Origin of the sequence: Peribacillus sp. YIM B13481 (assembly GCF_042787985.1) — a bacterium.
GTDB classification, from domain to species: Bacteria; Bacillota; Bacilli; order Bacillales; family DSM-1321; genus Peribacillus; species Peribacillus simplex_A.
On sequence record NZ_JBHZPE010000045.1, the window covers coordinates 15995 to 40832 of the forward strand.

Below are 24838 nucleotides of genomic sequence, written 5' to 3' on the forward strand. Positions count from 1 at the left end.
AATGGGGGTCATGAAAAGGTTCTGTCTCTGTTGTGAATGTTTTTGGAGGTATTTTTGAATGTATTTGAATATTTTTAAACGTTTGTGATTGATTATTCCTTTGTTTTCATATATGATGATGATATTAAAGTGAGGTGGGATTGATTGTTGACAACAGAAAGGCACCAGTTCATCTTATCGATCCTTAAAGAACAGGGAACGATTAAGCTTCAGGAGCTTGTAGATCAGTTACATGCTTCGGAGTCGACCATTCGGAGAGATTTAGTGCAACTCGAAGAAATGAAGCTCTTGAAACGCGTGCATGGCGGGGCCTCTTTACTTCAAAGAAAAGGCCTTGAACCAACGATTATAGAAAAGCAAAACAAAGCAATAGCTGAAAAACAACTGATTGCAAAGCTTGCGTCTTCATTCATAGAGAAAAATGATTGTATATATCTTGATGCAGGCACAACCACTGCAGAAATGATTCCTTACTTAAAGGATAAGAATATAACGGTCATGACAAATGGTCTTATGCATATTCCAAAACTTATTGAATTGAAAATCAAAACAGTCTTAGTGGGCGGAACGATTAAATTCTCGACAAATGCGGTTATAGGAAGTAATGCTGTACAATTTTTGAATGAATACCGTTTCGATAAATGTTTCTTGGGAATGAACGGCATCCATCAAGAATTGGGTTTCACAACACCAGATCCGGAAGAAGCTCTACTGAAGAAGATGGCATTACGACTCTCTAACGAAACCTACGTGCTTGCTGACAGTACAAAATTGAATGAAGCTACTTTCGCTAAGGTGGCAGATGTAAGCGATGCCATAATCCTTACTGACAGCAATGATGAAGAGGCTGTTGCTCAGCTCCATAAAAATCCAAAGGTAAAGGTAGTGACCATTTAATGATTTATACAGTGACACTTAACCCATCCATCGATTATCTGGTCGAGGTGGAGAGTTTTAAAATGGGCAAGGTGAATCGAACTAGTTATGATGCCAAATTCCCTGGAGGGAAAGGGATTAATGTTTCCCGGATGCTTAAAAGGCTTGGAAATAGTACGACAGCTTTAGGTTTCATAGGTGGACAAACAGGTGAATTTGTAAAAAGGTTTTTAAGACAGGAAGAGATTTTCACGGATTTTACAGAGATAACAGGAGATACAAGAATAAACATTAAATTGAAAACAGGGCTGGAGACTGAAATCAATAGCCAAGGGCCAGTTATTTCAAAAGGGGATTATCAACAATTATTTAGTCAGATTGAACAGTTGAAAAATAAAGATATTCTCATTTTGTCAGGGAGCATCCCTCCAAGCGTCCCTTCGGATGTATACGAAGCCATGGCAAAGTCTTGTTCTGATAATGGCATTAAGGTGGTGGTGGATACGAGTGGGAGGGAATTACTGAGTGTCCTTCCGTATCGGCCATTTTTGATAAAGCCTAATCACCATGAATTGGGTGAACTTTTTTCTACAGAAATTAGAACGGTTGATGATGCTATCGAATACGGTTCTAAATTGGTTCAATCAGGAGCACAAAACGTTATCGTTTCAATGGCAGGACAGGGTGCTGTGCTTTGCTCCGGTGGTGAGTCATATTCCGCTAATGTGCCAAAAGGAAAAGTCCTCAACTCAGTGGGTGCCGGTGATTCGATGGTGGCCGGTTTCATCGGGACATATGAAAAGACAGAGGATATTTTATCTGCTTTCCGATTCAGTCTTGCAGCAGGAAGTGCTACAGCCTTTTCATCAGATCTTGGTACATTGGATAAAATCGAAGAGTTATTACCGCAAATTGATATCAAACAACTAACAGGAGGCTGACTTTATGAAAATTACAGACTTGTTGAAATTGGATACAATCATAATCAATCTACAAAGTGCTACAAAGCAAGCTGTCATTGATGAACTGTCAGGGAAGTTAGCCGAGGCTGACAGGTTAAACGATGTGGAGGCTTTCAAAGCCGCTATCTTAAAACGTGAACAACAAAGCACAACAGGGATTGGTGAAGGGATAGCGATACCACATGCTAAAACAAATGCTGTAAGGACACCTGCCATCTGTTTCGGAAAATCAGTTAATGGAGTGGATTATGAATCGCTTGACGGTCAGCCAGCTCATCTGTTCTTTATGATTGCAGCAAGTGAAGGAGCGAATGCGGATCACTTGGAAACCCTTTCCCGGCTTTCTTCATTACTGATGGATGAAAAATTCAGAGACCGATTGATCTCGTCTTCTTCTGGTGAAGAAGTCTTAGAGATAATCAATCAAAAAGAGATGGAAGCAGATGAAGAAGAAAGAGAAGAGCAGCAATCAAGTGATGCTGCCAGCGGTAACAACAAAGGGAAAATCCTTGCCGTTACAGCTTGTCCAACAGGAATTGCCCATACTTATATGGCTGCTGATGCATTAAAGGCCAAAGCGAAGGAAATGGGAATCGATTTCAAAGTGGAAACAAATGGATCGACAGGAATCAAAAATGGTTTAACCGCGGCAGAAATTGATGAGGCGGATGCGATTATCGTTGCAGCGGATAAGCAGGTGGAAATGGATCGTTTTAATGGTAAACACGTCATTATTGTCCCTGTTGCCCATGGGATCCGGAAGACCGAGGAGCTGTTAACCAGAGCCATTAATCAGGATGCACCTGTTTATAAAGGAACTGGAAATGATAAAAGTGATGAAGGTGATTCAGCAAAAGGAGGATTGGGGATTTACAAGCACTTAATGAATGGGGTAAGTAATATGCTTCCATTTGTTGTCGGGGGCGGAATCTTGGTTGCGCTTTCTTTCTTTTTTGGGATCCAGGCAGCCGATCCGGCAAACCCTGATTATAATCCCATTGCCAAAGCATTAAGTGATATTGGCGGGGGAACTAGTGGTGCCTTCTTCTTACTTGTCCCAGTCCTTGCTGGATTCATTGCTTCAAGTATAGCCGACCGTCCGGGTTTTGCTCCCGGTATGGTAGGGGGATTATTGGCAGCACAGGCTCATGCCGGTTTTCTTGGCGGACTAATCGCCGGTTTCCTTGCAGGTTATGTCGTCTTATTTTTACGAAAGCTGTTTTCTAGGTTACCGCATACACTAGAAGGCATTAAACCGGTTTTACTCTATCCTGTATTCGGCATGTTAATTACAGGCTTAATCATGATATTTGTTATAAATGGGCCAGTAACCGCAGTTAACACAGGCTTAACCAACTGGCTACAAGGTTTATCAGGTACGAATGCTATTTTGCTTGGATTGATTCTAGGAGGTATGATGGCTGTAGATATGGGTGGACCCCTGAATAAAGCGGCTTTCACTTTCGGACTTGCAGCTATTGAAGCTCATAGTTTCGGGCCTCATGCTGCCGTCATGGCAGGTGGAATGGTACCTCCTCTCGGGATTGCCTTTGCAACTACATTCTTTAAAAGCAAATTCAGTGAAACGGAAAGGAAATCTGGATTCACAAATTATTTCATGGGTGCTTCATTCATTACAGAAGGGGCCATTCCTTTTGCGGCGGCGGATCCATTGCGCGTTATCGTCAGCAGTGTAGTAGGGGCAGCGACAGCAGGAGCCCTGTCAATGGCTTTTGGTGTAACTCTGCCAGCACCACATGGAGGAATTTTTGTCATCCCCCTTGTCAACCATCCTTTTCTCTATTTGCTGGCCATTTTAATAGGGTCCCTCATTACCGCTTTAATGTTGGGATTCTGGAAAAAGAAACAAAAATAATAAATAATGAAGAAAGCGGGTCCAATTTTATGGACCCGCTTTTATTATATCCATTCCAAAATTTCAATCCGATTGCCGAAGGGATCGGATATATAGATGCGGTTCGCCCCAGGTAACCTTTTGTCTTCTGTAAAAGAAACACGATTAGTTATTAAATGTTGTTTAAAGTCTCTAAGATTTTCTACTTCAAGCGCTGGATGGGCTTTTCTCGCGGGAATGAACTGATCTTCCGTTCCAACATGAATTTTGATCGATCCTGATTCGAACCATACTCCGCCATTTGACTTTAAGGATGCAGGCTTATCCACTTCCTGAAACATTAGAATCTCATTGAAAAACTTCCTTGATTGGTCCTCGGTATTTTTGGGAGATGCTAATTGGAAATGATCGATTGCTTTAAAAACGAAACCCATTTTTCCCCACCCTCCCTTAGCTACTTATATATCCAATATTAAAATAAAAAAATCAATAAAAATAGCTTATTTTTTAATTCATCATCGATCGGTTTTGCTTATCGTTGGTTCTTGATTCGTTTATTAAAGCATAAATGTCATGTTTATGGGTAAAGGAGTGGACGTACATGCTGAAGAAAAACACCTTAAAAACAACTAAAAGGGATGATATGATTGATGTTACGGCAGAAGTGCAAGCATTCATCAATGAATACGGGATACAACAGGGGTTAGCTCTTATATATTGTCCGCATACGACAGCAGGGATCACAATTAATGAAAATGCAGATCCCGATGTCAAAAAGGATATGCTAAGAAGATTGGATGAGCAATACCCATGGAATCATACATTGGATTTACATAAGGAAGGAAACACGGCTGCCCATTTGAAATCAAGTACGGTTGGTTCTTCACAACAGGTGATCATCCATAAGGGAAGTTTAATTCTTGGTACATGGCAAGGGATATATTTTTGTGAATTCGATGGTCCCAGAGATAGGCAATATTTTATTAAATTATGTGTCGACGGCTAAAACGGGGGGGACATACTGGAATAAGTGGGGGGAAGAGGATTGGACGATGTTTGGATTAAAGGAAGAAAAGTAATATTGAGGAACGTTAAACAAGCCGATTTAAAACGTTTATGGAGCCTGAAATATGGAGAAGTCAAACCAGAATGGAAAAAGTGGGATGCACCTTACTATCCTCTTGAACTCATGGATTACCATACGTATATCGAAAAAGAAACGAAGCACAGAACCAATGATGAGAAAATGGGGGCTTACTCCGAGCTATTAATGGAAAAAAACGATCAAATAATAGGTTCTGTTGTATATTACTGGGAACATGAACCCTCACGTTGGCTGGAAATAGGGATTACGATTTTTGAGCCAAGGTATTGGAATGGCGGGTATGGAACAGAAGCGTTAATGATGTTCATAGACTATTTATTCGAAAACTTGGAGATTGAACGGGTTGGACTGACGACATGGTCAGGTAATGAGCGTATGATGGCTGTTGGGGAAAAGGTAGGCATGCAAATAGAGGGAAGAATGAGAAAATGCCGTTATTATGATGGTTATTATTATGATTCAATCAGAATGGGTATACTACGTGAGGAATGGAATGGGAATCTTTAAAATTTCTAAGTTAATTGACCCGTGAAAATTTTTCCTTGATTTCCTTGGGAAAAATTTAGCACTGTTTTCTCCCATATGGTCTGTTATCCTAGGAAGATGCTTAACGAGGAGGTTACAAGATGAAATTATCAGTATTAATAACCGTGATAATGACTCTAAGTGTCATCGTACTTGGGATAGCTATTCCTAAGGGAACGACCAGTATAGCTTCTGATGGAGCAACCAAACATGTCATTAAACAAGGTGAATCAATATGGGATATTGCGAAGCAGTATGGTGTCCCAATCAAAAAGTTAAAAGAAGTCAATAATAATGTAAATAATGTTGCCGAACCTGGTAAAACATTGATTATTCCACATGTAATGAATGAAAAAGATAAAGAATTATTAGCAAGGCTTGTGCATGCAGAAGCCAAAGGGGAGCCTTATAGAGGAAAGGTAGAGGTGGCAGGAGTAGTTTTGAATCGCCTCGATAGCAAAGAATTCCCTGATACGGTCCGGGAAGTAATCTATCAAAAAAACCAATTCTCGCCCGTTGCTGATGGCAGTATAAACAAAGCAGCCGGAGATGATGCCAAGAAGGCTGTCAATGAAGCATTGGCGATTCATGGCTACACAAATGATGCCTTGTATTTTTGGAATCCCAGTATTTCGGACAGCAAATGGATGAAGCAATTGGAGGTAATCAAAATCATTGGTGGCCACCATTTTGCCATATAAACTACATTTCAAGAACCGGTCTCACCAACAAAGGGAGGCCTGTTTTTCATGTTTAAAACTAACTCTTAAATGATTTCAGCCCACATCTCGCGGGGATTCAGTTCATAAATGCTGTTTTCCCGGTACATGATGCCTCCGATAATGAGTTCACGTCTTATCGTTGCGTAATCATCATGGAATGACTGGATGAATTCATTCAGTTCTTTTTCTGGATATTTACGTCCCTTTTCCAAGAGGCCTGCAATATGATGAAGAACGATCATTTTCTTCTTTCTTTGTGCTGGTATGGTTTTTAGTCGACCATCTTGTGTAAAGAAGTTTTCAAGGATCTTTTTATGCTCTAAAATCAGCTTTTGTTTATCCAATTTACTGGAGTCCCCCTTATTTGAAATGATTTTAGGTAATGCTGAAGAATAATGCTCTAGGACATCTTCGTTCAAAAAATAATATACCGTATTTTTTTCTCTCCGATCCTTCACTAAATTAATGTCCTTCAATTTCATTAAATGGTGTGAAATGGTTGGGGCAGTCAATTTTAATATTCCCGCAAGAGCCTGTCCGTGTTTTGGACCGTTTGCCAGAATGGATATAATCCTAATCCTAGTCACATCACCAATCGTTTTATGGAAAGCGACCAACTTTTCTAATTGCACTTTTATCCCCCTCACTAATTAGATTATTATCTAATTAGATAATAATCTAATTAGTGGTGATAATCAAGCTATATTCACTTTTCTATATTGCTTGGAAAATATGATGTATAATTTAGGAGAATGTTGAAAATTTTTATCTAGATAAAGGAGCTGTAACATGGCTAATACACATGTTTATACAAAAAAAGAAGAAGTGGTCAATGCGATAACCCATGGTGTTGGTGTTTTGTTGAGTATCGCCGCTCTTGTGTTTTTAATAATATTCTCAGTCCAAAAAGGATCGCCTTGGGATGTAGTCATTTCAGTCATCTATGGCGCTTCCATGCTTCTTTTATATGTCTCATCCACTTTAGTGCATAGTTTTCCAGAGGGGAAAACAAAGGATATATTCGAAATCTTTGATCATTCAGCCATATATATATTCATTGCAGGAACATACACGCCCATCATGGTCCTTGTGATTCAAGGCTCACTAGGCTGGACATTGCTTGGAATAATTTGGGGAGTTGCAATCATCGGCGTCGTCTTCAAAGCTTTCTATGTTAAAAGGTTCCTATTCCTTTCGACGCTTCTTTATATTGCGATGGGGTGGATGATCGTCATCGTTTGGGGACCTCTTACAGCAGCGATGCCCTCAGAAGGTATCCAGTTACTGATAGCAGGGGGCTTGCTTTATACGTTTGGAGCTATCTTTTATGTATGGCGCGGTTTTCCGTTTCATCACGCCGTTTGGCATGTTTTTGTGCTTGGGGGTTCTGCCACCCATTTTTTTGCAGTATTGTTTTATATCCTTCCTCTATGATCACTTCTAGTGATTTCTTACTTGATCGATCTTATGATACCTGAAAGATTCCTGTAGTTTTGGATGACCCCTTTTAGGTAATCAATAAGTATACAGATGATTAGGGAGGAATGGCTAATAATGAGAAAATCAATCAAAATATTATCTGTTCCGTTTGCCGCTATGCTTGTTTTGGCCGGATGTGGGGGAGAAAACGATGAAGTGAAAAATCCACCGGTTCAGGAGAATGAAAATCAAGCGGAAACAAATCCTGAAACAAGAACGGATAATAATGAAAAGGTGCCTTTCACTTTCAAGGATTTTCAATTAGAAGGAAGTTGATTATGTGGGAACTGATAACGAATACGAAGCTGAATATGATACCATTGGAGCCCAAACCGAAGCTTCAATCGAAGATAAATCAAACAAACATGAAGTTCACGGTGATGAAGCAATGAAAGAATTAACACCGATTTTAGATAAATTGACATTCACCAAAGATTCAACAGATGAACAAGTCATTCAAGAAGTGACAAGTGTTTTTGATTTGAAGGATGCCTATGAAGAATTCGATTTAGAGGTCGTGTTCGATGATGGTAGAAAAAAGAATATAAAGTGAATAATAAATAACTAAATCCATTTATTATATTATCTTAAGTTATAAATGGTAGCCTTTTCACGATTCTTCAATAGTTGTCAAATTGCGGTAACTATAGTAAAATGATTACGGTTAGCAAAGGGGATAACATACATTTGCTTTTCATATTCGGACTTATGGGGATAGGACCGTAATAAATACTTGTAAAAAAAGAGTCTTTTTCTAAGATTCTTTTTTTGTGCAAGTGATAGAAAATGATGGCTGAAAAAGTAACAAGATGAAAGAGAGGGTACCGCAAGCGGCACCCTCTCTTTCATTTACCCATTTGCATCATTGGGAAAGTGGTGTATTTTTTTTTGGGAGCATATTAGCTGATGCTAACCTTGAACGGATCGTAATCCCAAGCCAAGATGCAAGGAATGCTTTTAAAATGCCTACGATTATAAATGGGGCAAAACCGCTGGAAAATGCAACTGTCCATGATAATGAGCTCATATATTTCAACCAAATCGTACCGATGATCAACGTTATGAACATCCCGATTATATTTGCAAGGAAAGCCATTGCAACTGAGAAACGTGTTTTTTCCAATATCAGCCCGGTAATATAAACTGTCGGGATATAGGATAATAAATAACCGCCAGTCGGACCGAATATCTTAGCTAGTCCTCCAGACATTTCAGCGAACACTGGTACTCCTGCAGCTCCTATGAACAAGTATAATAAAACGGAAGAGGTTCCATAACGTGAACCTAGTATAGTGGCTGCCAGCCCAACAGCTAGAGTCTGTCCTGTAATCGGTACTAACGGCAGTGGAATTGTAATTTGGGCAAGGATCCCTATAAGTGCTGCAAATAAGGCTGTAACCATCATCATTCTTAATTTCTCGTGACTTTCCCTCATCGTGCTTCCCCCTATTGTAAACCTGGTTATCAAACGAGTTAACATATAAAGAATTTTAATATGATAAGTAAACACTGTCAATGATATTATGAATTTTATTTTATAAGGGCCTAGTTGTTGCCCAGGTTCGTAAAACTTGGAAAAAAAATGAAACTTTCTGTAACGTCATTCGTATTAATGGTAAGTGAAGTAAATGGGGGGGATCATTGCCATATGTCTTTCAAAAGGTAGTTAAAACGCTTATCCTAGGTCTTAATAGTAGTAAGCGGTAAAGAAAAATCAAATTAAAAGGATGAAAGAGATGGAGTTATTTGGAGTTCCATTAGAAACAGTCTATTTATATGGATTAATTATATTCGGGGGGCTAACATTCCTATTTATCTTGTTTAATGATATATTTTCTGGCCTAGAATTACCGGATATATTAAATCCAACCCTCATTTTTAGTTTTGTGACCGTATTTTTTTCGAGTGGGTTTTTGCTTGAATCGCTTACAGGACTTAATGATGTGATGATTGCCGTGATTTCCCTGCTCATTTCATTTACAATCGTCACCCTATTGAATGTATTTGTGTTGATTCCCATCTCATCGGCGGAGGAAAGCTTAACGTTTCATGACAATGACCTGAGAGGCAGGGTTGGCAGGGTTCTGACATCAGTCCCGGTTGATGGGTTTGGGGAAGTCTTAATCGAAAGCATCAGCGGGAGCATTGCGAAGACTGCGGCCAGTTATAAGAATGAAGGAATTGTTTCGGATACAAAAGTCTTGATCATCGAAGTTAAAAATGGGGTTGTCTATGTCATGCCCCATGAGAATGAATAAGAGGTAGGAGGTCATTTATGTTTAGTTTAATTTGGATTGTTGTCGCCATTGTTGCATTTTTATTAATCGCACTTATTGCTGTGTTTGTTACGAAATACCGTACTGCTGGTCCTGATGAGGCCTTGATAGTGACTGGAAGTTACTTGGGCAGCAAGAATGTCCACATCGACGAATCAGGAAATAAAATTAAAATCGTCCGCGGTGGAGGTGCTTTCGTTTTGCCAGTGTTCCAACAAGCGGAACCATTGAGCTTGTTGTCAAGCAAACTTGAGGTCTCGACTCCTGAAGTATATACAGAACAAGGTGTTCCTGTCATGGCTGATGGTGTATCGATCATCAAGATTGGCGGTTCAATCACCGATATCGCCACAGCAGCAGAGCAATTCCTTGGTAAATCGAAAGATGACCGTGAACAGGAAGCGCGGGAAGTATTGGAAGGACATCTTCGCTCAATCCTTGGTTCGATGACAGTCGAGGAAATTTATAAAAACCGTGAAAAGTTTTCCCAGGAAGTACAGAGGGTAGCCTCGCAGGATTTGGCTAAAATGGGACTCATCATCGTATCGTTCACGATTAAAGATGTTCGTGACAAAAATGGATATCTTGAATCTCTTGGTAAGCCAAGGATTGCTCAAGTGAAAAGGGATGCCGATATAGCTACCGCCGATGCCGAGAAAGAAACGCGAATCAAGCGAGCCGAAGCTTCGAAGGAAGCCCAGCGTGCCGAACTTGAAAGGGCAACAGAAATAGCCGAAGCCGAAAAAATCAACAAGCTAAAGGTTGCGGAATTCCGTCGTGAGCAGGATATTGCCAAGGCACGTGCTGACCAAGCTTACGATCTTGAAACTGCCAGATCTAAACAGGATGTAACCGAACAGGAAATGCAAATCAGGATCATCGAACGGCAAAAGCAGATTGAGCTGGAAGAAAAAGAAATCCTTCGCCGTGAAAAGCAATATGATTCAGAAGTGAAGAAAAAGGCGGATGCCGATCGTTATGCGGTAGAGCAGGCAGCTTCCGCAAACAAAATGAAACAGATTACAGAAGCGGATGCCGATAAGTATAAAATTGAAGCCATGGCCAAAGCGGAAGCGGAACGTGTTCGAATGGACGGTCTTGCTAAAGCGGACGCCCAAAGGGCACAAGGTACGACAGAAGCGGAAATCATCAGGTTAAAAGGGGTAGCAGAAGCAGAAGCCAAGCAGAAAATAGCTGAAGCTTTTGAACAGTTCGGGCAAGCCGCCGTAATGGACATGATTTTGAAAATGCTGCCTGAATATGCAAAACAAGTTGCTAGCCCGCTTAGTAATATAGACAAAATCACTGTAGTGGACACAGGCGGAAGCGGTGCGAATGGCGGGGCTAATAAAGTGACAGGATATGCAACGGATTTAATGGCAACATTGCAAGAGTCATTAAAGGCATCTTCGGGAATTGATGTCAAAGACTTGCTTGAGAATTTCTCAGGAAAACGAAATTTACCATTCACCACCATCAGCCAGGAGAATGTCGAAGCGAGCATGAATATGGCAGCAAGCAAGGAAGAGTAACGGTGAAGAATAAATGAAGAAAGGTAAGGGCACAAATATGCTCTTACCTTTTTTTGAATAGGAGAATATTTTATTTCCTATACTAAAGGGACAAAAAGAACATTTAATTTTTATTATGATAAGGCTTCTTATGGAGCACCTATGGTTAGTGGAAAAGCGATTTTTCACCCTTGTCAAAAGCCAGTTGCTGTTCTCGAAAAAATAATTGCAACTCATACATATCCACCTATGATTATACAAAAAAATTGAAATTTTATCCAACTCAGACGAGAATTTAATGCCGATTCACTTAAAATTCATTTTTTTTATGGATTTTTACCATTTCCTAGCCCACTCCAATTCACCTAAAATATTCCAATGTTCAAACTTTCACAAATTGTTCACAACAACAATGAAAACGCTTACGATTTTCATTGTATAATATACATATCCTAATTGATTTCATAGTATTTCACCACTTATCATACAATTTTAATAAATAATTGAATAGACAGAAGGGAGATAATCAGATGATCTTGAAATCGTTGAAAAAAAAGGGCATTACGACCATCATTTATTATAAAGAAGGAGTATTAAAAACATGCAAGGGTCAATTGCATAAACTTAACCTTAATGAACAAACTCTTTCCTTAAAAGATGAAAATCAAAAGATTTTCTCTATTCGTTTATCTCGTATTATGGAAATCTATTAATTTAACATATTAAAATTACAAAACATTTATTAATCCCGAATCTTTAGTATATTACTAGAGGTTCTTTTTTCATATATGGAAAGCTGGTCAGTTTAGCATTCCTGTAGTTAGTAATTTTTCAGTTTTGAAAAAAATAGGGCCCCTCATTTCCAGGTTGATAAAAGTTTTTATACTTTATAGATGGCAGTATCCTTCGTGCGGAATTCCTCAATATGGCGTTCGTAAGAAAGTATGGGTGCGAATAACTATGGAATGTATGGAGTGATTACATAAAAAATTAATATTTTAAGAGATAATTTGGGGTTTTGTTTACCTAGGAAATAATCGTCTTTAATGTATAGTTTTATATAATTACCCAAATTAAACCCAATTCATTTTACATGAGCAGAGTAGTTGGGTTTCGTTCTTATTTAATTCCAATCACTAATCTAGTTCCTACAGCTTCAGTAATAATGGATGTCAGATTATTAATTTTGAGATTACGTACGTTCAATAAAAGCCTAATTGCTTCACTGAAGAAATTGGACTATCAAAGAATCATTAAAATTAACGATACGGCGAAGACGTTTAATTGTTTCATTAAACTTTAAAGTGGTAAATAGATAGTATCAAACTAGCAGGGAGGTATTAAAATGAGAGTTCTGGTAATAGGAACAGAGGACATGACCGGAGAGCACGTTGTAAAACAGCTGGCAGACAGGCACCATAACCCGGTAGCACTGGTAGGAGCAGAAAATAAAGTTGAGGAAATGGTTAAACTTGGAGCACGAGATGTAGTTTCTTTGGAAAAAAGGGATTTTTCCAGTGCTTTTTCAGGCTGTGAAGCAGTGATCTACCTGAGTGGCGCCAGTCCCCGGACTGGGGAGGGCAAACCAATACTGGTTGACCATCAGTCAGTAATAGACTCAGTTGAGGCTGCTAAGAAACATGGGGTGAAGCGCTTTGTTTTGATGAACACCATGCGAGCAAAAGAAATGGAGAGCTTAGATTCTAGTACAAACGGTGTCAAGTACCACTCAGAAGAGCTATTAAGACAGGAAAAGCTTACATATACGGTCATACGGACAAGTATGCCTGTTGATAAGCCGGGAATAGGTAAAGTTGAAGCTGGACCATCAATTGTGCATGACAAAGGCGAGATACCAAAGGAGGATATTGCTTCTGTATTGGTCAAAGCGCTGGATACTAAAGAAGTATATAATAAAACGTTCCATGTAACTTCTGGAGAAATTCTGATTGATGAAGCACTCCAAAGATTATAGATTACTCGAGTAACTTGCACAAAAAATAAGAAGCGAAGGGTGATAAAATGTCCAAATTAAAACATTACCTTCCTACAGTTTTAAAAGGATCTGCCGTTTTAGGGACAGTTGCGGCCGCAGCGTACTTTTACCGAAAGGATGATACACAAAAACAACATTCAATCCTGAGGAATTTCCCCCTAATAGGGCGAATTAGATACATGACAGAGCAAATAGGACCTGAACTTAGGCAGTATTTATTTGAAAATAATAATGAAGGCACCCCTTTCTCAAGAAAGGAATTCGAGGATGTTGTAAAAGCAGGAAAATATAAGGAGCGTTTAATCGGATTTGGATCGGAACGTGACTTCAATGAGGCTGGATACTATATTCGAAATAGTATGTTTCCCAATCTCCGGGAAGAATTGAGAATAGATAATAGCCAAAAAATCAATACAAAGGTATATGAAGTAGATGAGGAAGGTCTATTGACCAGAAAGGAGAAGCGGGAAGATAGACAAATAGAACCGTACTTTTTACGAGACGAGGATGCTGTCATAATCGGAGGGGACACATGCCGGAATCCCTTTAAATTAAAGGGGCTCGTAGGACAATCTGCAATGAGCTACGGTGCACTCGGTGAGAATGCCATCACTGCACTGTCGAGAGGATTAGGGCTTGCAGGAGGAACATGGATGAATACTGGTGAAGGTGGTCTTTCCAAATATCATCTCTCCGGAAATCCCGACATCATAATGCAAATCGGTCCGGGACTGTTTGGAGTAAGGACAGCAGGTGGGGAGTTCTCCTGGGAAGAATTCAAGAAGAAAAGTGAAATCGAGCAAGTAAAGGCATTTGAAATTAAGCTGGCACAAGGTGCCAAAATCAGAGGTGGGCATATTGAAGGGCAAAAGGTGACAGAAGAAATTGCCCAAATTCGCCTAGTGGAACCTGGCCAAACGATCAATAGCCCTAACCGGTTCTATGAATTCAAGAATTTTAATGAATTGTTCGAATTTGTAGAAAGAATGAGGGATGTAGGCGGAAAGCCTATCGGTATCAAAATTGTTGTGGGGGATCTTGATGCACTTGAGGAAATGACGAAAAACATGAGAGATACAGGTAAAGGGCCTGATTTTATCACGGTGGATGGCGGAGAAGGCGGAACTGGGGCAACCTATCAGGAGCTTGCAGATGCAGTCGGACTCCCAATTATGTCAGCCTTGCCACTTGTAGATGAGATGTTAAAAAAATATGGTGTACGTAACAGGGTCAAGCTGATTGCATCAGGCAAGCTGACTTCTCCAGATAAAGTGGCGGTCGCTTTAGCGATGGGGGCAGATTTAGTCAATATAGCCCGCGGTTTTATGATTAGCGTTGGCTGCATCATGGCTGAAATCTGCCATACAAACCATTGCCCTGCAGGAGTAGCCACAACTGATTCAAAGTTGCAGGATGGTCTGGTTATTGAAGAAAAACAATACCGAGTCGCCAATTACGTGATTTCCCTCCGCGAGGGGCTATTTAACCTTGCAGCTGCAGCAGGTATAGATACTCCGACCAAATTTGAACGAAAACACATCGTTCACAAGGATGAGTGGGGAAGAGTTTCCCTTGTCCGGGACATCACCCTAACTCCCGAAAAAGTGGAGAAGTTAAGAAATAAGGAATAAGTGGAGAAATGGAAAGTTGTTTTTAAAAAAAATGTTGAAGAAAAACGAAATTTGTAGCGATCATTGGTATGTTAATGATTGTAGGAAAAGGCGTGAGTGCATCCAGATCAGATGATTTTATTGGAATTTCCTTTGGATTAATCGCAGCTGCATTTTATGCAGCGTTATTGCTTTTAAATAAATTTATTAAAAATATGGGAAAGTTAGAGCTGACCATCATTCAGCCTGGAACAACCACATTACTTCTAATGCCATATGTTTTCCTTACTGAAGGCTTTGGTATTTTTGAAGTATCAAGTTCTTCCACTCCTTTTTTAAAAATTTTAGGGATCATCAATACAGGGATTGGATTTTGGTTATTTTTCCCTTGTATGGAAAAATCAAAACACAGAGTATAGCTATACTAAGTTATGTAGCTCCATTTGTAGCTATATTGATTTCTGCAATTATCTTGCTAGAACAAATGACAATTGTTCAAATGCTGGGTGGGATATTACTATTAGGCTCTACATTTGTTAGTGAAATTAGATCAGTCAACTTATCAAAACAATTAATGAAAACACCAGCTGAACGTTAAAAACAGTGGGAAGCATTCATTTCCCACTGTTTTATATTTTAGGCTCTTTTCGTAAAGATTGTTGTTTTTAAAACGAAACTATTTAAGGTTGATTGGAGCGGAAGTGCGAGACTCCTGCGGGAGCAGCGGGACAGGTGAGACCCCACAGGCGTTTACGCCGAGGAGGCTCACCGCCCGCCCCGCAGAAAGCGAGCATCTGGAGGGGAAACCAACCACAACTCACTACCTGGTAAATAGCAACATAGTATGTGAAAACAGCCATATTTTAAAATGTTTTTAGATAAAGGGTCTAATTTTTATGGATATTTCAATATTATTTTCAAATCCTTCTTTCTTTTCCACTCATCAGTTTAATGCGATTTTCTAACAAATACTTGCTTATTCGCAGGATTTCATAATCTTTGTTTTAGGGATAATGATAGCTCGATTGTATAACGGCCTTTAGTAAGACAGATTTTAGAAAGGACTTGGAAAAGTTCAATATACCTACTCTTATTATTCATGGTGACTCTGATACAACTGTACCTTTTGAGTTAAGTGGAAAACGTACATTTGATTCCATTCCTGGTAGTAAGCTCGCTCTAATAAAGTGTGGTCCGCATGGATTAAACGCAACTCACCCCAAAAGAATTTAATGAAGCGCTGCTAACATTTCTAAAAAATTAATATAGAAGAAACCCGTCAAAAAAGGAGCCTTTGCCCAAAGTGACAAAGGCTTACTTTTATATTTATTTCCCATTTCGGGGCGGCCAGTCAAACTTGAATTAACCGGGGTGGGATTTTCTATGGCCCTCTCAGGTCTAATGATTGTCCTTATTTCATCTGCTGATCGCCAAAAGGTGGATTTTTATTGCAAATTGGTGTCAGGGAACATATGGGGTGCAGACTGGCCTTTCATTTGGGCCATCCTTCCATGGGCTGCGCTTGCAGCAGCAGCTGTCCTTGTCACAGGAGGCATCGCCTTCGTCGGGCTCAGGGCTCCGCACTTTGCAAGAGCTCTGGTCGGATTTCGAAATCAGCTCTTCCTGCCGGTAGCGATTCTGATCCGCGCCTGGCTGCTGCTTCTGGCAGATACCATCGGAAGAAACATACTTGAACCCAAAGGTATACCTGCGGGGATTATGATCGCTTTAATAGGGGCTCCTTATATTTTGTTTTTGTTGATGAAGAAGTAGGAGTAAAAAACAATTTTTGTAAAAGCTGAAGATGTCTTCAGCTTTTTTGTTTGCCTTATCTTCTTCAAATCTCTGGCGCAGCGCAGATTAGAACATAATATAAGCCCGAACTGCGATATATAACGATACATGCACTTACACGAATCCTACTTAAGCATGATTGACTTGGTTTTTTGATTTGATATAGTTTTAGGATGCTAAAGTGAGAAGACTAAAAAAAGAGCCTACTGCGAAAGGGGGTGCCTCCTGTGAAAAGTATACAAAGCCGTTTATTGATCATGCTGCTGATTTTCATCGTTCTGCCCTATTTCCTGTCCGTTTTTTTCATCTACACTTATACAAAAAACAGTGTGGAGCAGTATGAACTTGAAAACAGCCGGGAGCTGCTTCAAAAGAATGCGGATGAACTGGAGCAGTATTTTGACGACATGATTGATTTTCCATATATTCTGTACCGCAACCCTGATCTGTTTCGGATTTTTAATAATGGCTTCGAAGACTCCATTTATTTCAGCCCTATGACCATGGAAAAGAGTCTCGAAACCTTTTATCTAATGAGAAAAGAATTCCGGCAAATCCGTTTCTATATTGCTAAAAACAATGAGTCATTTACTGTCTATAATGCAATGATCAGCACACACAGGTATCAGCCGAATTTTCTTAACCAGGACCCGATCAAACAGCTGTATACATCTGACTCACAATATTTAATTGAGCCGCCCCACACTCTTGAGAATTACAATAATGCAGCCATTGTTCCAAAATCGGACAAAACGATGGTGATGACTTTTCACCACAAAATTAAAGACGTTCTTTCTAAAAAGTTTCTTGGGATGATTACAATCGACATTGATTTGGGCGAGTACGCCCGCATTTGCAATAACCTTGTCCAGGGAGACGAATCTTCTGTTTTGCTTATTGATTCAAAAGATCGCGTCATGTATGCAAACGATCGTGCCCTGATTGGAAAACCTCTTCCTACCGATGAAAAGCAACGTCTTGACGGGAATAGGAGCCGGCATGATGACGATATTATCTTATCAAAGGAGTTATCAGGGTCACTGAACGGCTGGAAATTGATTAAGGTCATGTCGAGTCAGGCTTTATTTGAAGATGCCAGGAAAACCGCCTATACCAATATCCTTGTCGGCATCGGCGTAGGAATACTGGGTTTGCTTATGATATGCATTATCTCAAATAGGATTACCCGTCCCATTACGAGGCTGAGCAGCAAAGTCCGCTCCATTGAAGGCGGAAATATGAATGTCCCCTTTGATGATACCAAAAGCGATGAAATTGGCCATTTGGAGTCACACATGAAGGACATGATGAACCGGATCAATTCCCACATTGACCGAGAATATAAGCTTGAAATTGAAAACAGGAAGAACCAGTTCAGGGCGTTAAAATCACAGGTTAATCCTCATTTTTTGTTTAACGCTTTACAATCCATCGGCGCTGTTGCCCTCAGGTCGAATGCACCAAAGGTCTATCAATTGCTGACTTCGCTGTCCAAAATGATGCGCTACTCAATGCAGGCAGATCAATGGGTAAGGGTTCGGGATGAAGCTGAGTATACAAAAGCGTACCTCTCCCTTCAAACAGAGCGTTTTGGTGAAAATGTAAGTTACTCGGTCAATATCGATGAATCCATTTTGGACATGACAATTCCAAGTATGATTCTGCAGCCCCTAGCAGAGAATTACATTAAACACACGTATGAGGAAGGTTACAGCAACGCTCATTTGTCCATTAACGGGGAAAAACAAGGAAACGATCTGTGCTTTACTGTAGAGAATGATGGTCCGGGTCTGACGGAAGAAGAGCTTCAGACTCTACGGGAACATATCTATACACCCCCTTACGAAGGGACTTATTCGCATGAACATATAGGCCTGAAGAATATTCGTGACAGGCTGCTTCTAGGGTATGGACCAAGTGCAGAAATGAAAGTAGATTCTAATGACGGACAAGGTGTTTCCGTCAGCATGAGGATCCCGATAAAGACCGACCATGGGAATGATAAAGACTTACTTCAGGAAAGGAGATGAACACGGTGAAAGCACTGATTGTCGATGATGAATTCAATGTGCGGGACGTCATACGCCATTTAGGCAAGTGGGAAACTTACGGCATCACCAAGCTATTGGAAGCGAAAAATGGCCATGAGGCAAAATCACTGATTGAGAAAGAACGCCCTGAGATTATCTTTACAGACGTGAAAATGCCCGGTATGGGCGGAATCGAACTGATTGAGTGGCTGGATTCCATTTCCTATCCGGGGAAAGTTATTTTCATTACTGGATATAACGATTATTCCTATATGCGGAAAGCCATTCAGCACAGCAGCTTTGATTACCTGCTGAAGCCGATTGAGTATGAGGCGTTCAATCATACTCTGGAAAAATCGGTACAAGCCTGGAAGGATGACTTTGAACATGCTGAAGTGCTGGAAGATGTGAAAAAACTGCGGAGAAACCAGTTAGCCACTGCGATATGTCTGGGGGACCGTTCAGATGCAATCAGCCTTGCCGAGTTTCTTCCTGAATCGGAGGGCTATAAGCTGACACTGCTCTCCTTTTACCAGATGCACAATCCGGATCTCTATATTCAAAAGCTTTCAGATGAACTTGCGGACCGCAAATTAGGAAATGCGTTTTCTCTGCAGACGGATCTTAACCTCTGCCTTGTTATCACCATTCACGATCAATGGCTCTCCGTTGAGGAATGGATCAGCCAGGAGTTCGATATCCCTGTAAGGCTTGTAACTGAAGACCAGGTCGAAACTTTATCGGATATCAGGACCTCGTTTCAGGCTCTGCAGAAAAAGCTCGAGGAACAAAACTTCCGATCCATCCACCGTCTGGATGAAATAGATGCCGCTCGCCGCATGGAAGACATGGTTTCCTATGTTGACATGTATTATATGGAGGATTTGAGTCTGGAAAAGCTGTCGAATGTTTTCTTCTTAAGCCGCGAGCATATCTCAAGAAAGTATAAGCAAGAAACCGGAATGACCCTGTCCAAATACATCACGGAGCTTAGAATCAGACAGGCAAAGTCGTGGCTGCAACAAAAAGACAAAAGCATTTACTCCATCTCGACCATGCTTGGCTATCAAGATGAAATCTACTTTTCAAAGCTATTTAAAAAGGTCGTCGGCATGACGCCTTTTGAGTTCAGGAATAAGAACGATCAACATGAATCTAAAGGGGTGACATGATGAAAAACAAGTTTTTATCCCTTTTGTTAATCGGAGCCGTCAGTCTGTCTCTTTCTGCATGTCAGGACGAAGCCCCACCAGAAAAAACGGAAAAGACAGAGCGGAAAATCACGCTGGATTTAAGGAATCCGAAAGTGGAAATCTCCACTCAATTTGAAGAAATGACGCGTGCTTATGAACGGGAAAATCCTCACGTCAATATCAGGGTACATACTGTTGGAGGCGCAATGGATGACCTCGCCGACCTAAAAGCCGAAATGGCGACCGGCACTGGTCCGGATATCTTTACAAACAGCGGCTATGAAAATGCCAAGCTATGGCGGAACTATCTGGAGGATCTCTCAGGGGAGCCCTGGATTAATCAAGCATACAAAGAAGCCCTGACGCCGGTCACATTGGACGGGAAAATTTACGGAATGCCGGTTAACCTTGAAGGGTATGGCTTTATCTATAATAAGGATCTATTTAAACAAGCCGGCATTACTGAACAGCCCGCCACTCTTTCTGAACTGACAGCAGCTGCCGAAAAGCTGCAGAATGCAGGCATTACTCCCTTTGCAACAGGCTACTATGAAGACTGGGAATTGGGCGACCATCTAATGAATGTTGCTTTTGCCCAGCAAAAGGATACTGATGCTTTTATAAGAAATTTAAATAACGGAACGGAAAAAATCAGTACCAATCAAACATTCAAGGATCTACTTGCCCTGCTGGATCTCACCATAAAGTACGGAAATGATAATCCACTATCAACGGACTATACAATGGAAGTGAATCTGTTTACCTCAGAAAAAGCAGCCATCATTCAGCAAGGCAACTGGATTCAGCCGATGATCGATCAAGCTTCGCCTGACATGAACATTGGTTTTATGCCGATTCCGATTAATGACCGACCTTTAAAGGAAGCCCTTGTCGTCGGCGTTCCAAATTATTGGGCCGTAAATAAACAGTCCATTCCTGAAAAGAAAAAAGAAGCCAAGAAGTTTTTAAATTGGATGGTGATGTCAGAACAAGGAAAACGGTTCATGACGGAAGAATTCAAATTCATTCCTGCGTTTAAGAACATTAAAACTGATGATATAGGGCCGCTCGCAGAAGAAACTCTTCGAAATTACAAAGATGGGAACACCGTCCCATCTAACTGGTTTCACTTCCCTGTTGAAATTAGAGAGGAATTCGGAGCCGCGACTCAGCTCTATGTCGGGAAACAGCTGAACCGCCATCAGCTGCTCAATGAATATCAGAAGTCCTGGGAGAGGTTTTCGAAGGAATAGCCTCTTGCCGGGGCTTTTTTTGCCTTCCGCAATTGCGATATCAATATACGACTAAATTCCAATCAATATGTGGCATACCTCTCTTTTCAGGAATGGCCTATAATTCTATTGTACTAGCAAACACATAAAACGAGGAGGAAGACTTATGAACTTTAGCAGGCTTGCCAAACAGGCAACAGCAGGAATACTCAGTACTGGCATTCTATTAAGCGGTACTGTTACCCAATCATTTGCAGCTTCAAAGGATCCGGCAGATTACAAAGAAACGTACGATACTTCACAAATCACTCGATCAGCTATGAAAGATATGATTAATCAGCACGGTGATACTAGATATGCCGTTCCTAAGTTTGACGAATCCACAATTAAAAACATCCCTTCTGCCAAAAAAGTAACGAAATCAGGCGAAACCATTGATTTAGATGTGTGGGATACATGGCCATTGCAAAACGCTGACGGGACTGTTGCAGAGTACAAAGGATATCATATCGTTTTTGGATTAGCAGGCGATCCTAAAAACGCGAGCGATACGTTCATCTACATATTCTACAAAAAAGTGGGCGACGACTCCCTTGATGCTTGGAAGAATGCTGGAAGAGTATTTGATGACAATGATAAAAACGTTCCAAATGATCCTTACCTAAAAGAGCAAGCCGAAGAGTGGTCAGGATCTGCAACCTTCACTGAGGACGGGGAAGTTCGCTTATTCTATACAAACCGGGAACCGTATATACCTGAGTCGGGAAATTATGGTAAACAAACCTTGACAACCGCTCAAGTAAACCTCTCAGAGCCAGATTCTGAAACATTAGAAGTGGATGGTGTTGAGGATTACAAATCCATCTATGAAGGCAAAGACAGCAAGTACTATCAAACTGTAGATAAATTTGTAGAGGACGGAAATTCTGCTGATAATCATACCTTCAGAGACCCTCACTATGTAGAAGACAACGGCCGCAAATACCTTGTATTTGAAGCAAATACGGGTACAGAATATGGCTACCAAGGCGAAGAATCGCTATACAATCGAGCTTATTATGGCAACAGCAATAATTTCTTCCAAGGTGAAAAAAACAAACTTATGCAAAGCCCTAAAAAAGAATTAGCTGAACTTGCCAACGGTGCAATTGGAATTATTGAAGTAAACGACGATTATACATTGAAAAAAGAAATGAAGCCATTGATTGTTTCAAATACGGTCACAGATGAAATCGAACGTCCAAACATCTTTAAAAAGGATGGCAAGTGGTATTTATTCACAAGTTCAAGAGGATCAAAAATGACCATTGATGGAATCGATAATCAAGATATTTACATGTTAGGCTACACGTCAAATTCCTTAACTGGCCCATATAAACCATTAAATAAAACGGGCATCGTCCTGCATCAGGATCTAGATCCACATGACATCACTTGGAACTATGCACACTATGCGATCCCGCAGGCTGACAGTGATAATGTTGTAGTGACTAGCTACATGACAAACAGAGGTTATTTTGAAGACAATAAATCTACCTTTGCCCCAAGCTTCCAGCTTAACATTAAAGGGGAAAAAACATCAGTAGTAAAAGACAGTATTCTTGAACAAGGCCAGATTACGGTTAAGTAATTACCAGTGAAAAGAAAAAGAAAATGTCAGGAAAACTTGGCATTTTCTTTTTTCTATTTTAAAAGAGGAAAGTGGTGAGTTTAAGTGAACAAAAAGAAATATAAGATGGTTGGATTATTCGTTCTTGGATTATGGATGGTTATTAGCACAGGAATTTTGATTCATTCATTTTATAAAACAAAAGAAGCTAATCAGCCAAATAAGGTAGAAAAGCACTCTTACCGGGCTGCCTATCATTTTACTTCTCCTGATCATTGGAAAAACGATCCACAGAAGCCCGTTTACTATGAAGGAAATTATCATTATTTTTACCTCTATAATGGAGATTACCCGGATGGCAATGGTACAGAATGGCGACATGCCACCTCTAAAGATTTGATTCACTGGAATGATGAAGGAATTGCCATTCCAAAATATACGAATCAAAATGGGGATCCATGGACAGGGTCAGTCGTTATAGACACGGATAATACAGCTGGGTTTGGAAAAGAGGCTTTTGTGGCGATCGCAACACAACCTTCTAAGGATGGCCAGAAACAAGAACAATTTCTATGGTACAGTACGGACAAAGGAAATACGTTTACCTCTTACAGTGACGAGCCTATTATGAAAAATCCAGGAACGAAGGATTTTAGAGATCCAAAAATCATCTGGGATAACACAAATCAAAAATGGGTCATGACCTTGGCCGAAGGATCGAAAATAGGTTTTTATGAGTCTAATAATCTGAAAGATTGGCGCTATACGAGCAGCTTTTCCACTAAGAACATTGGAGTTTTAGAGTGCCCTGACCTTTACCAGATCCGCGCTGATGACGGGACAGTAAAGTGGGTGCTGGGCGTCAGTGCAAACGGAAAAGCAGCAGGGAAACCCAACACCTATGCATACTGGACAGGAACGTTTAATGGAACAGAATTTCTTCTAGATAACCATGAACCCCAATGGCTAGACTACGGTTTCGATTGGTATGGCGGAGTATCGTTTGAAGATGGCAAGGCAAGTGACAAATTAGACAAACGCTATGCCCTCGCTTGGATGAATAACTGGGCCTACGCCAACAATACGCCGACATTAAAAGAAGGGTTTAACGGAATGGATTCGATCGTCCGTCAAATTGAACTAAAGCGTGAAGGAGAGAACAAGTATTATCTTTCTTCACAGCCTTCAGAAGCATTAAAAGAATTGACAAGCTCAACGAATTCTTTTGATAAAATCGAAGTGGATGGCTCGGAAACACTTGATGTTAAAGGAGATGCCTATCAAATAGAGGCAGATCTCTCATGGTCGGATTTTAAGACTGCAGGATTTAGGCTCAGGGAGTCAGATGATCAAAAACGCCACGTTGACGTAGGCATTTCTGCAGAAGGAAATTACTCTTATGTCAATCGAGTATTCACAGATCAACCTGACGAAATGAATCAGTTCGTTGAAAGTACTGCACCATTTGATGTCAGTAAGAAGAAGGTTCATTTAAAGATACTCGTCGATAAAACGAGTATTGAAGTTTTTGTGGATGATGGAAAGGCTGCTTATTCAAACTTAATATTCCCTCATGCTGAAGATAAAGGAATTACTCTCTTCTCCGAGGGCGGCAAAACGATCTTTAAGAATATGAAGGTTACACATTTTGATCCGATTAATTGAACCTCATCTTGGCAGATACCTTTCATATGAGTACACATACATTCTTTTATAAGAAATGACTCCTTCAAATATGTACATTTACTAAAAGGGGTACCACCACATCGCCATCAAGCTAAGCGCGCAAGAGATAATATAAAAGTGTGTTCTCTTTAATTTGCTAAGGTTACACTAAAAATGCTCATGACAAAAAAACATCAAATAGTTTTTTTAAAAAAATATTAGGCAGCTTTAAGTTTTTGTGACAGACGTAGAAAAACTTTTGATAATTCTTTGGCGTCCTTTTGTAATCCTTGATAAAACAATAAATAATAGTCTTTTATCATATAGATGGATTTATATTCACTTAACTCCTTCTTTTTCTTATCTAAAAGTAACTGACGCATTCTAAACATCGTAGA

At 40.2% G+C, this 24838-nt stretch carries 22 protein-coding genes and 4 pseudogenes; 22 read left to right on the forward strand and 4 right to left on the reverse strand.

The window, feature by feature from the left end:
• Positions 1–144 precede the first annotated feature (144 nt).
• Genes ACFX4X_RS20100 through ACFX4X_RS20110 form a run of 3 tightly spaced genes read left to right on the forward strand, consistent with a single transcriptional unit; the run spans position 145 to position 3714 of the window.
• Entirely contained in the window at positions 145–897 is a 753-nt protein-coding gene (locus ACFX4X_RS20100; protein ID WP_377385770.1) for a DeoR/GlpR family DNA-binding transcription regulator, read from the forward strand.
• The gene (gene pfkB, locus ACFX4X_RS20105; protein WP_377385773.1) at positions 897–1817 is read left to right on the forward strand and encodes a 1-phosphofructokinase; all 921 of its coding nucleotides are present in this window, start codon (positions 897–899) and stop codon (positions 1815–1817) included. Before ACFX4X_RS20100 ends, pfkB begins: the two co-directional genes overlap by 1 nt.
• A 4-nt stretch (positions 1818–1821) precedes the next feature.
• Positions 1822–3714 carry a PTS fructose transporter subunit IIABC gene (locus ACFX4X_RS20110; RefSeq protein WP_377385775.1) on the forward strand — a complete coding sequence of 631 codons (1893 nt, stop codon included), beginning with the start codon at positions 1822–1824 and terminating at the stop codon, positions 3712–3714.
• A gap of 44 nt (positions 3715–3758) precedes the next feature.
• Here the strand turns inward: ACFX4X_RS20110 and ACFX4X_RS20115 are convergent, their stop codons facing one another.
• Entirely contained in the window at positions 3759–4127 is a 369-nt protein-coding gene (locus ACFX4X_RS20115) for a VOC family protein (protein ID WP_377385777.1), read from the reverse strand.
• A 167-nt stretch (positions 4128–4294) separates the two neighbouring features.
• Between ACFX4X_RS20115 and ACFX4X_RS20120 the strand changes: the two genes are divergently transcribed.
• From ACFX4X_RS20120 to ACFX4X_RS20130, 3 genes are all read left to right on the forward strand, one after another.
• On the forward strand, positions 4295–4699 hold the full coding sequence (locus ACFX4X_RS20120; RefSeq protein ID WP_377385780.1) for a secondary thiamine-phosphate synthase enzyme YjbQ: 405 nt from the start codon (positions 4295–4297) through the stop codon (positions 4697–4699).
• 39 nt (positions 4700–4738) lie between these two features.
• Positions 4739–5305, forward strand: coding sequence for a GNAT family N-acetyltransferase (locus tag ACFX4X_RS20125; protein ID WP_377385783.1), 567 nt, complete (start codon positions 4739–4741; stop codon positions 5303–5305).
• A gap of 119 nt (positions 5306–5424) precedes the next feature.
• A complete protein-coding gene (locus tag ACFX4X_RS20130) occupies positions 5425–6024 on the forward strand; it encodes a cell wall hydrolase (RefSeq protein ID WP_289337454.1) in 600 nt (199 codons plus the stop codon).
• A 65-nt stretch (positions 6025–6089) separates the two neighbouring features.
• Here the strand turns inward: ACFX4X_RS20130 and ACFX4X_RS20135 are convergent, their stop codons facing one another.
• The gene (locus tag ACFX4X_RS20135; RefSeq protein WP_125161395.1) at positions 6090–6677 is read right to left on the reverse strand and encodes a DUF2087 domain-containing protein; all 588 of its coding nucleotides are present in this window, start codon (positions 6675–6677) and stop codon (positions 6090–6092) included.
• Positions 6678–6834: 157 nt separating this feature from the next.
• On the opposite strand from ACFX4X_RS20135, the gene trhA reads away from it, so the two are divergent.
• The 3 genes from trhA (at position 6835) to ACFX4X_RS20150 (ending at position 8077) form a co-directional block, all read left to right on the forward strand.
• The gene (gene trhA, locus ACFX4X_RS20140) at positions 6835–7479 is read left to right on the forward strand and encodes a PAQR family membrane homeostasis protein TrhA (RefSeq protein WP_289337455.1); all 645 of its coding nucleotides are present in this window, start codon (positions 6835–6837) and stop codon (positions 7477–7479) included.
• Positions 7480–7599: 120 nt separating this feature from the next.
• The gene (locus ACFX4X_RS20145) at positions 7600–7800 is read left to right on the forward strand and encodes a hypothetical protein (RefSeq protein ID WP_377385789.1); all 201 of its coding nucleotides are present in this window, start codon (positions 7600–7602) and stop codon (positions 7798–7800) included.
• Between the two features lie 4 nt (positions 7801–7804).
• Positions 7805–8077: a YusW family protein gene (locus tag ACFX4X_RS20150; protein ID WP_377385791.1), complete on the forward strand. Its 273-nt coding sequence runs from the start codon at positions 7805–7807 to the stop codon at positions 8075–8077.
• A gap of 309 nt (positions 8078–8386) precedes the next feature.
• Here the strand turns inward: ACFX4X_RS20150 and ACFX4X_RS20155 are convergent, their stop codons facing one another.
• Positions 8387–8959, reverse strand: a complete 573-nt coding sequence (locus ACFX4X_RS20155) for a biotin transporter BioY (protein ID WP_289337457.1) — start codon at positions 8957–8959, stop codon at positions 8387–8389.
• A 301-nt stretch (positions 8960–9260) separates the two neighbouring features.
• On the opposite strand from ACFX4X_RS20155, the gene ACFX4X_RS20160 reads away from it, so the two are divergent.
• The 13 genes and pseudogenes from ACFX4X_RS20160 to ACFX4X_RS20220 all read left to right on the forward strand — a co-directional run bounded on the left by ACFX4X_RS20160 (position 9261) and on the right by ACFX4X_RS20220 (position 24440).
• Complete coding sequence (locus ACFX4X_RS20160; RefSeq protein WP_377385794.1) at positions 9261–9782, forward strand: NfeD family membrane protein; 522 nt, start codon at positions 9261–9263, stop codon at positions 9780–9782.
• A 17-nt stretch (positions 9783–9799) separates the two neighbouring features.
• Complete coding sequence (locus tag ACFX4X_RS20165; protein ID WP_061463537.1) at positions 9800–11332, forward strand: flotillin lipid rafts scaffold protein FloT; 1533 nt, start codon at positions 9800–9802, stop codon at positions 11330–11332.
• A 509-nt stretch (positions 11333–11841) separates the two neighbouring features.
• Positions 11842–12024: a YolD-like family protein gene (locus tag ACFX4X_RS20170; protein WP_034307388.1), complete on the forward strand. Its 183-nt coding sequence runs from the start codon at positions 11842–11844 to the stop codon at positions 12022–12024.
• A gap of 632 nt (positions 12025–12656) precedes the next feature.
• Positions 12657–13286: an NAD(P)H-binding protein gene (locus ACFX4X_RS20175; RefSeq protein ID WP_377385797.1), complete on the forward strand. Its 630-nt coding sequence runs from the start codon at positions 12657–12659 to the stop codon at positions 13284–13286.
• Positions 13287–13333: 47 nt separating this feature from the next.
• Positions 13334–14938 (forward strand): FMN-binding glutamate synthase family protein, encoded by a 1605-nt coding sequence (locus tag ACFX4X_RS20180; RefSeq protein ID WP_377385800.1) that lies wholly within the window; start codon positions 13334–13336, stop codon positions 14936–14938.
• A 53-nt stretch (positions 14939–14991) separates the two neighbouring features.
• Positions 14992–15515: pseudogene (locus tag ACFX4X_RS20185) on the forward strand (EamA family transporter); the annotation flags it as partial.
• Positions 15516–15937: 422 nt separating this feature from the next.
• A pseudogene (locus ACFX4X_RS20190) lies at positions 15938–16181 on the forward strand (alpha/beta fold hydrolase); the annotation flags it as partial.
• A gap of 50 nt (positions 16182–16231) precedes the next feature.
• Positions 16232–16690, forward strand: a pseudogene (locus ACFX4X_RS20195) (iron chelate uptake ABC transporter family permease subunit); the annotation flags it as partial.
• A gap of 248 nt (positions 16691–16938) precedes the next feature.
• Entirely contained in the window at positions 16939–18741 is a 1803-nt protein-coding gene (locus ACFX4X_RS20200) for a cache domain-containing sensor histidine kinase (RefSeq protein ID WP_377385803.1), read from the forward strand.
• Between the two features lie 5 nt (positions 18742–18746).
• The gene (locus ACFX4X_RS20205; protein ID WP_377385806.1) at positions 18747–19913 is read left to right on the forward strand and encodes a response regulator; all 1167 of its coding nucleotides are present in this window, start codon (positions 18747–18749) and stop codon (positions 19911–19913) included.
• A complete protein-coding gene (locus ACFX4X_RS20210) occupies positions 19913–21187 on the forward strand; it encodes an ABC transporter substrate-binding protein (protein WP_377385809.1) in 1275 nt (424 codons plus the stop codon). The genes ACFX4X_RS20205 and ACFX4X_RS20210 overlap by 1 nt, the downstream gene beginning before the upstream one ends.
• A 145-nt stretch (positions 21188–21332) precedes the next feature.
• On the forward strand, positions 21333–22796 hold the full coding sequence (locus ACFX4X_RS20215) for a glycoside hydrolase family 68 protein (RefSeq protein WP_377385812.1): 1464 nt from the start codon (positions 21333–21335) through the stop codon (positions 22794–22796).
• A 135-nt stretch (positions 22797–22931) separates the two neighbouring features.
• On the forward strand, positions 22932–24440 hold the full coding sequence (locus ACFX4X_RS20220; protein ID WP_377385815.1) for a glycoside hydrolase family 32 protein: 1509 nt from the start codon (positions 22932–22934) through the stop codon (positions 24438–24440).
• Positions 24441–24667: 227 nt separating this feature from the next.
• Here the strand turns inward: ACFX4X_RS20220 and ACFX4X_RS20225 are convergent.
• Positions 24668–24838 (reverse strand): annotated as a pseudogene (locus tag ACFX4X_RS20225) (IS4 family transposase); the annotation flags it as partial.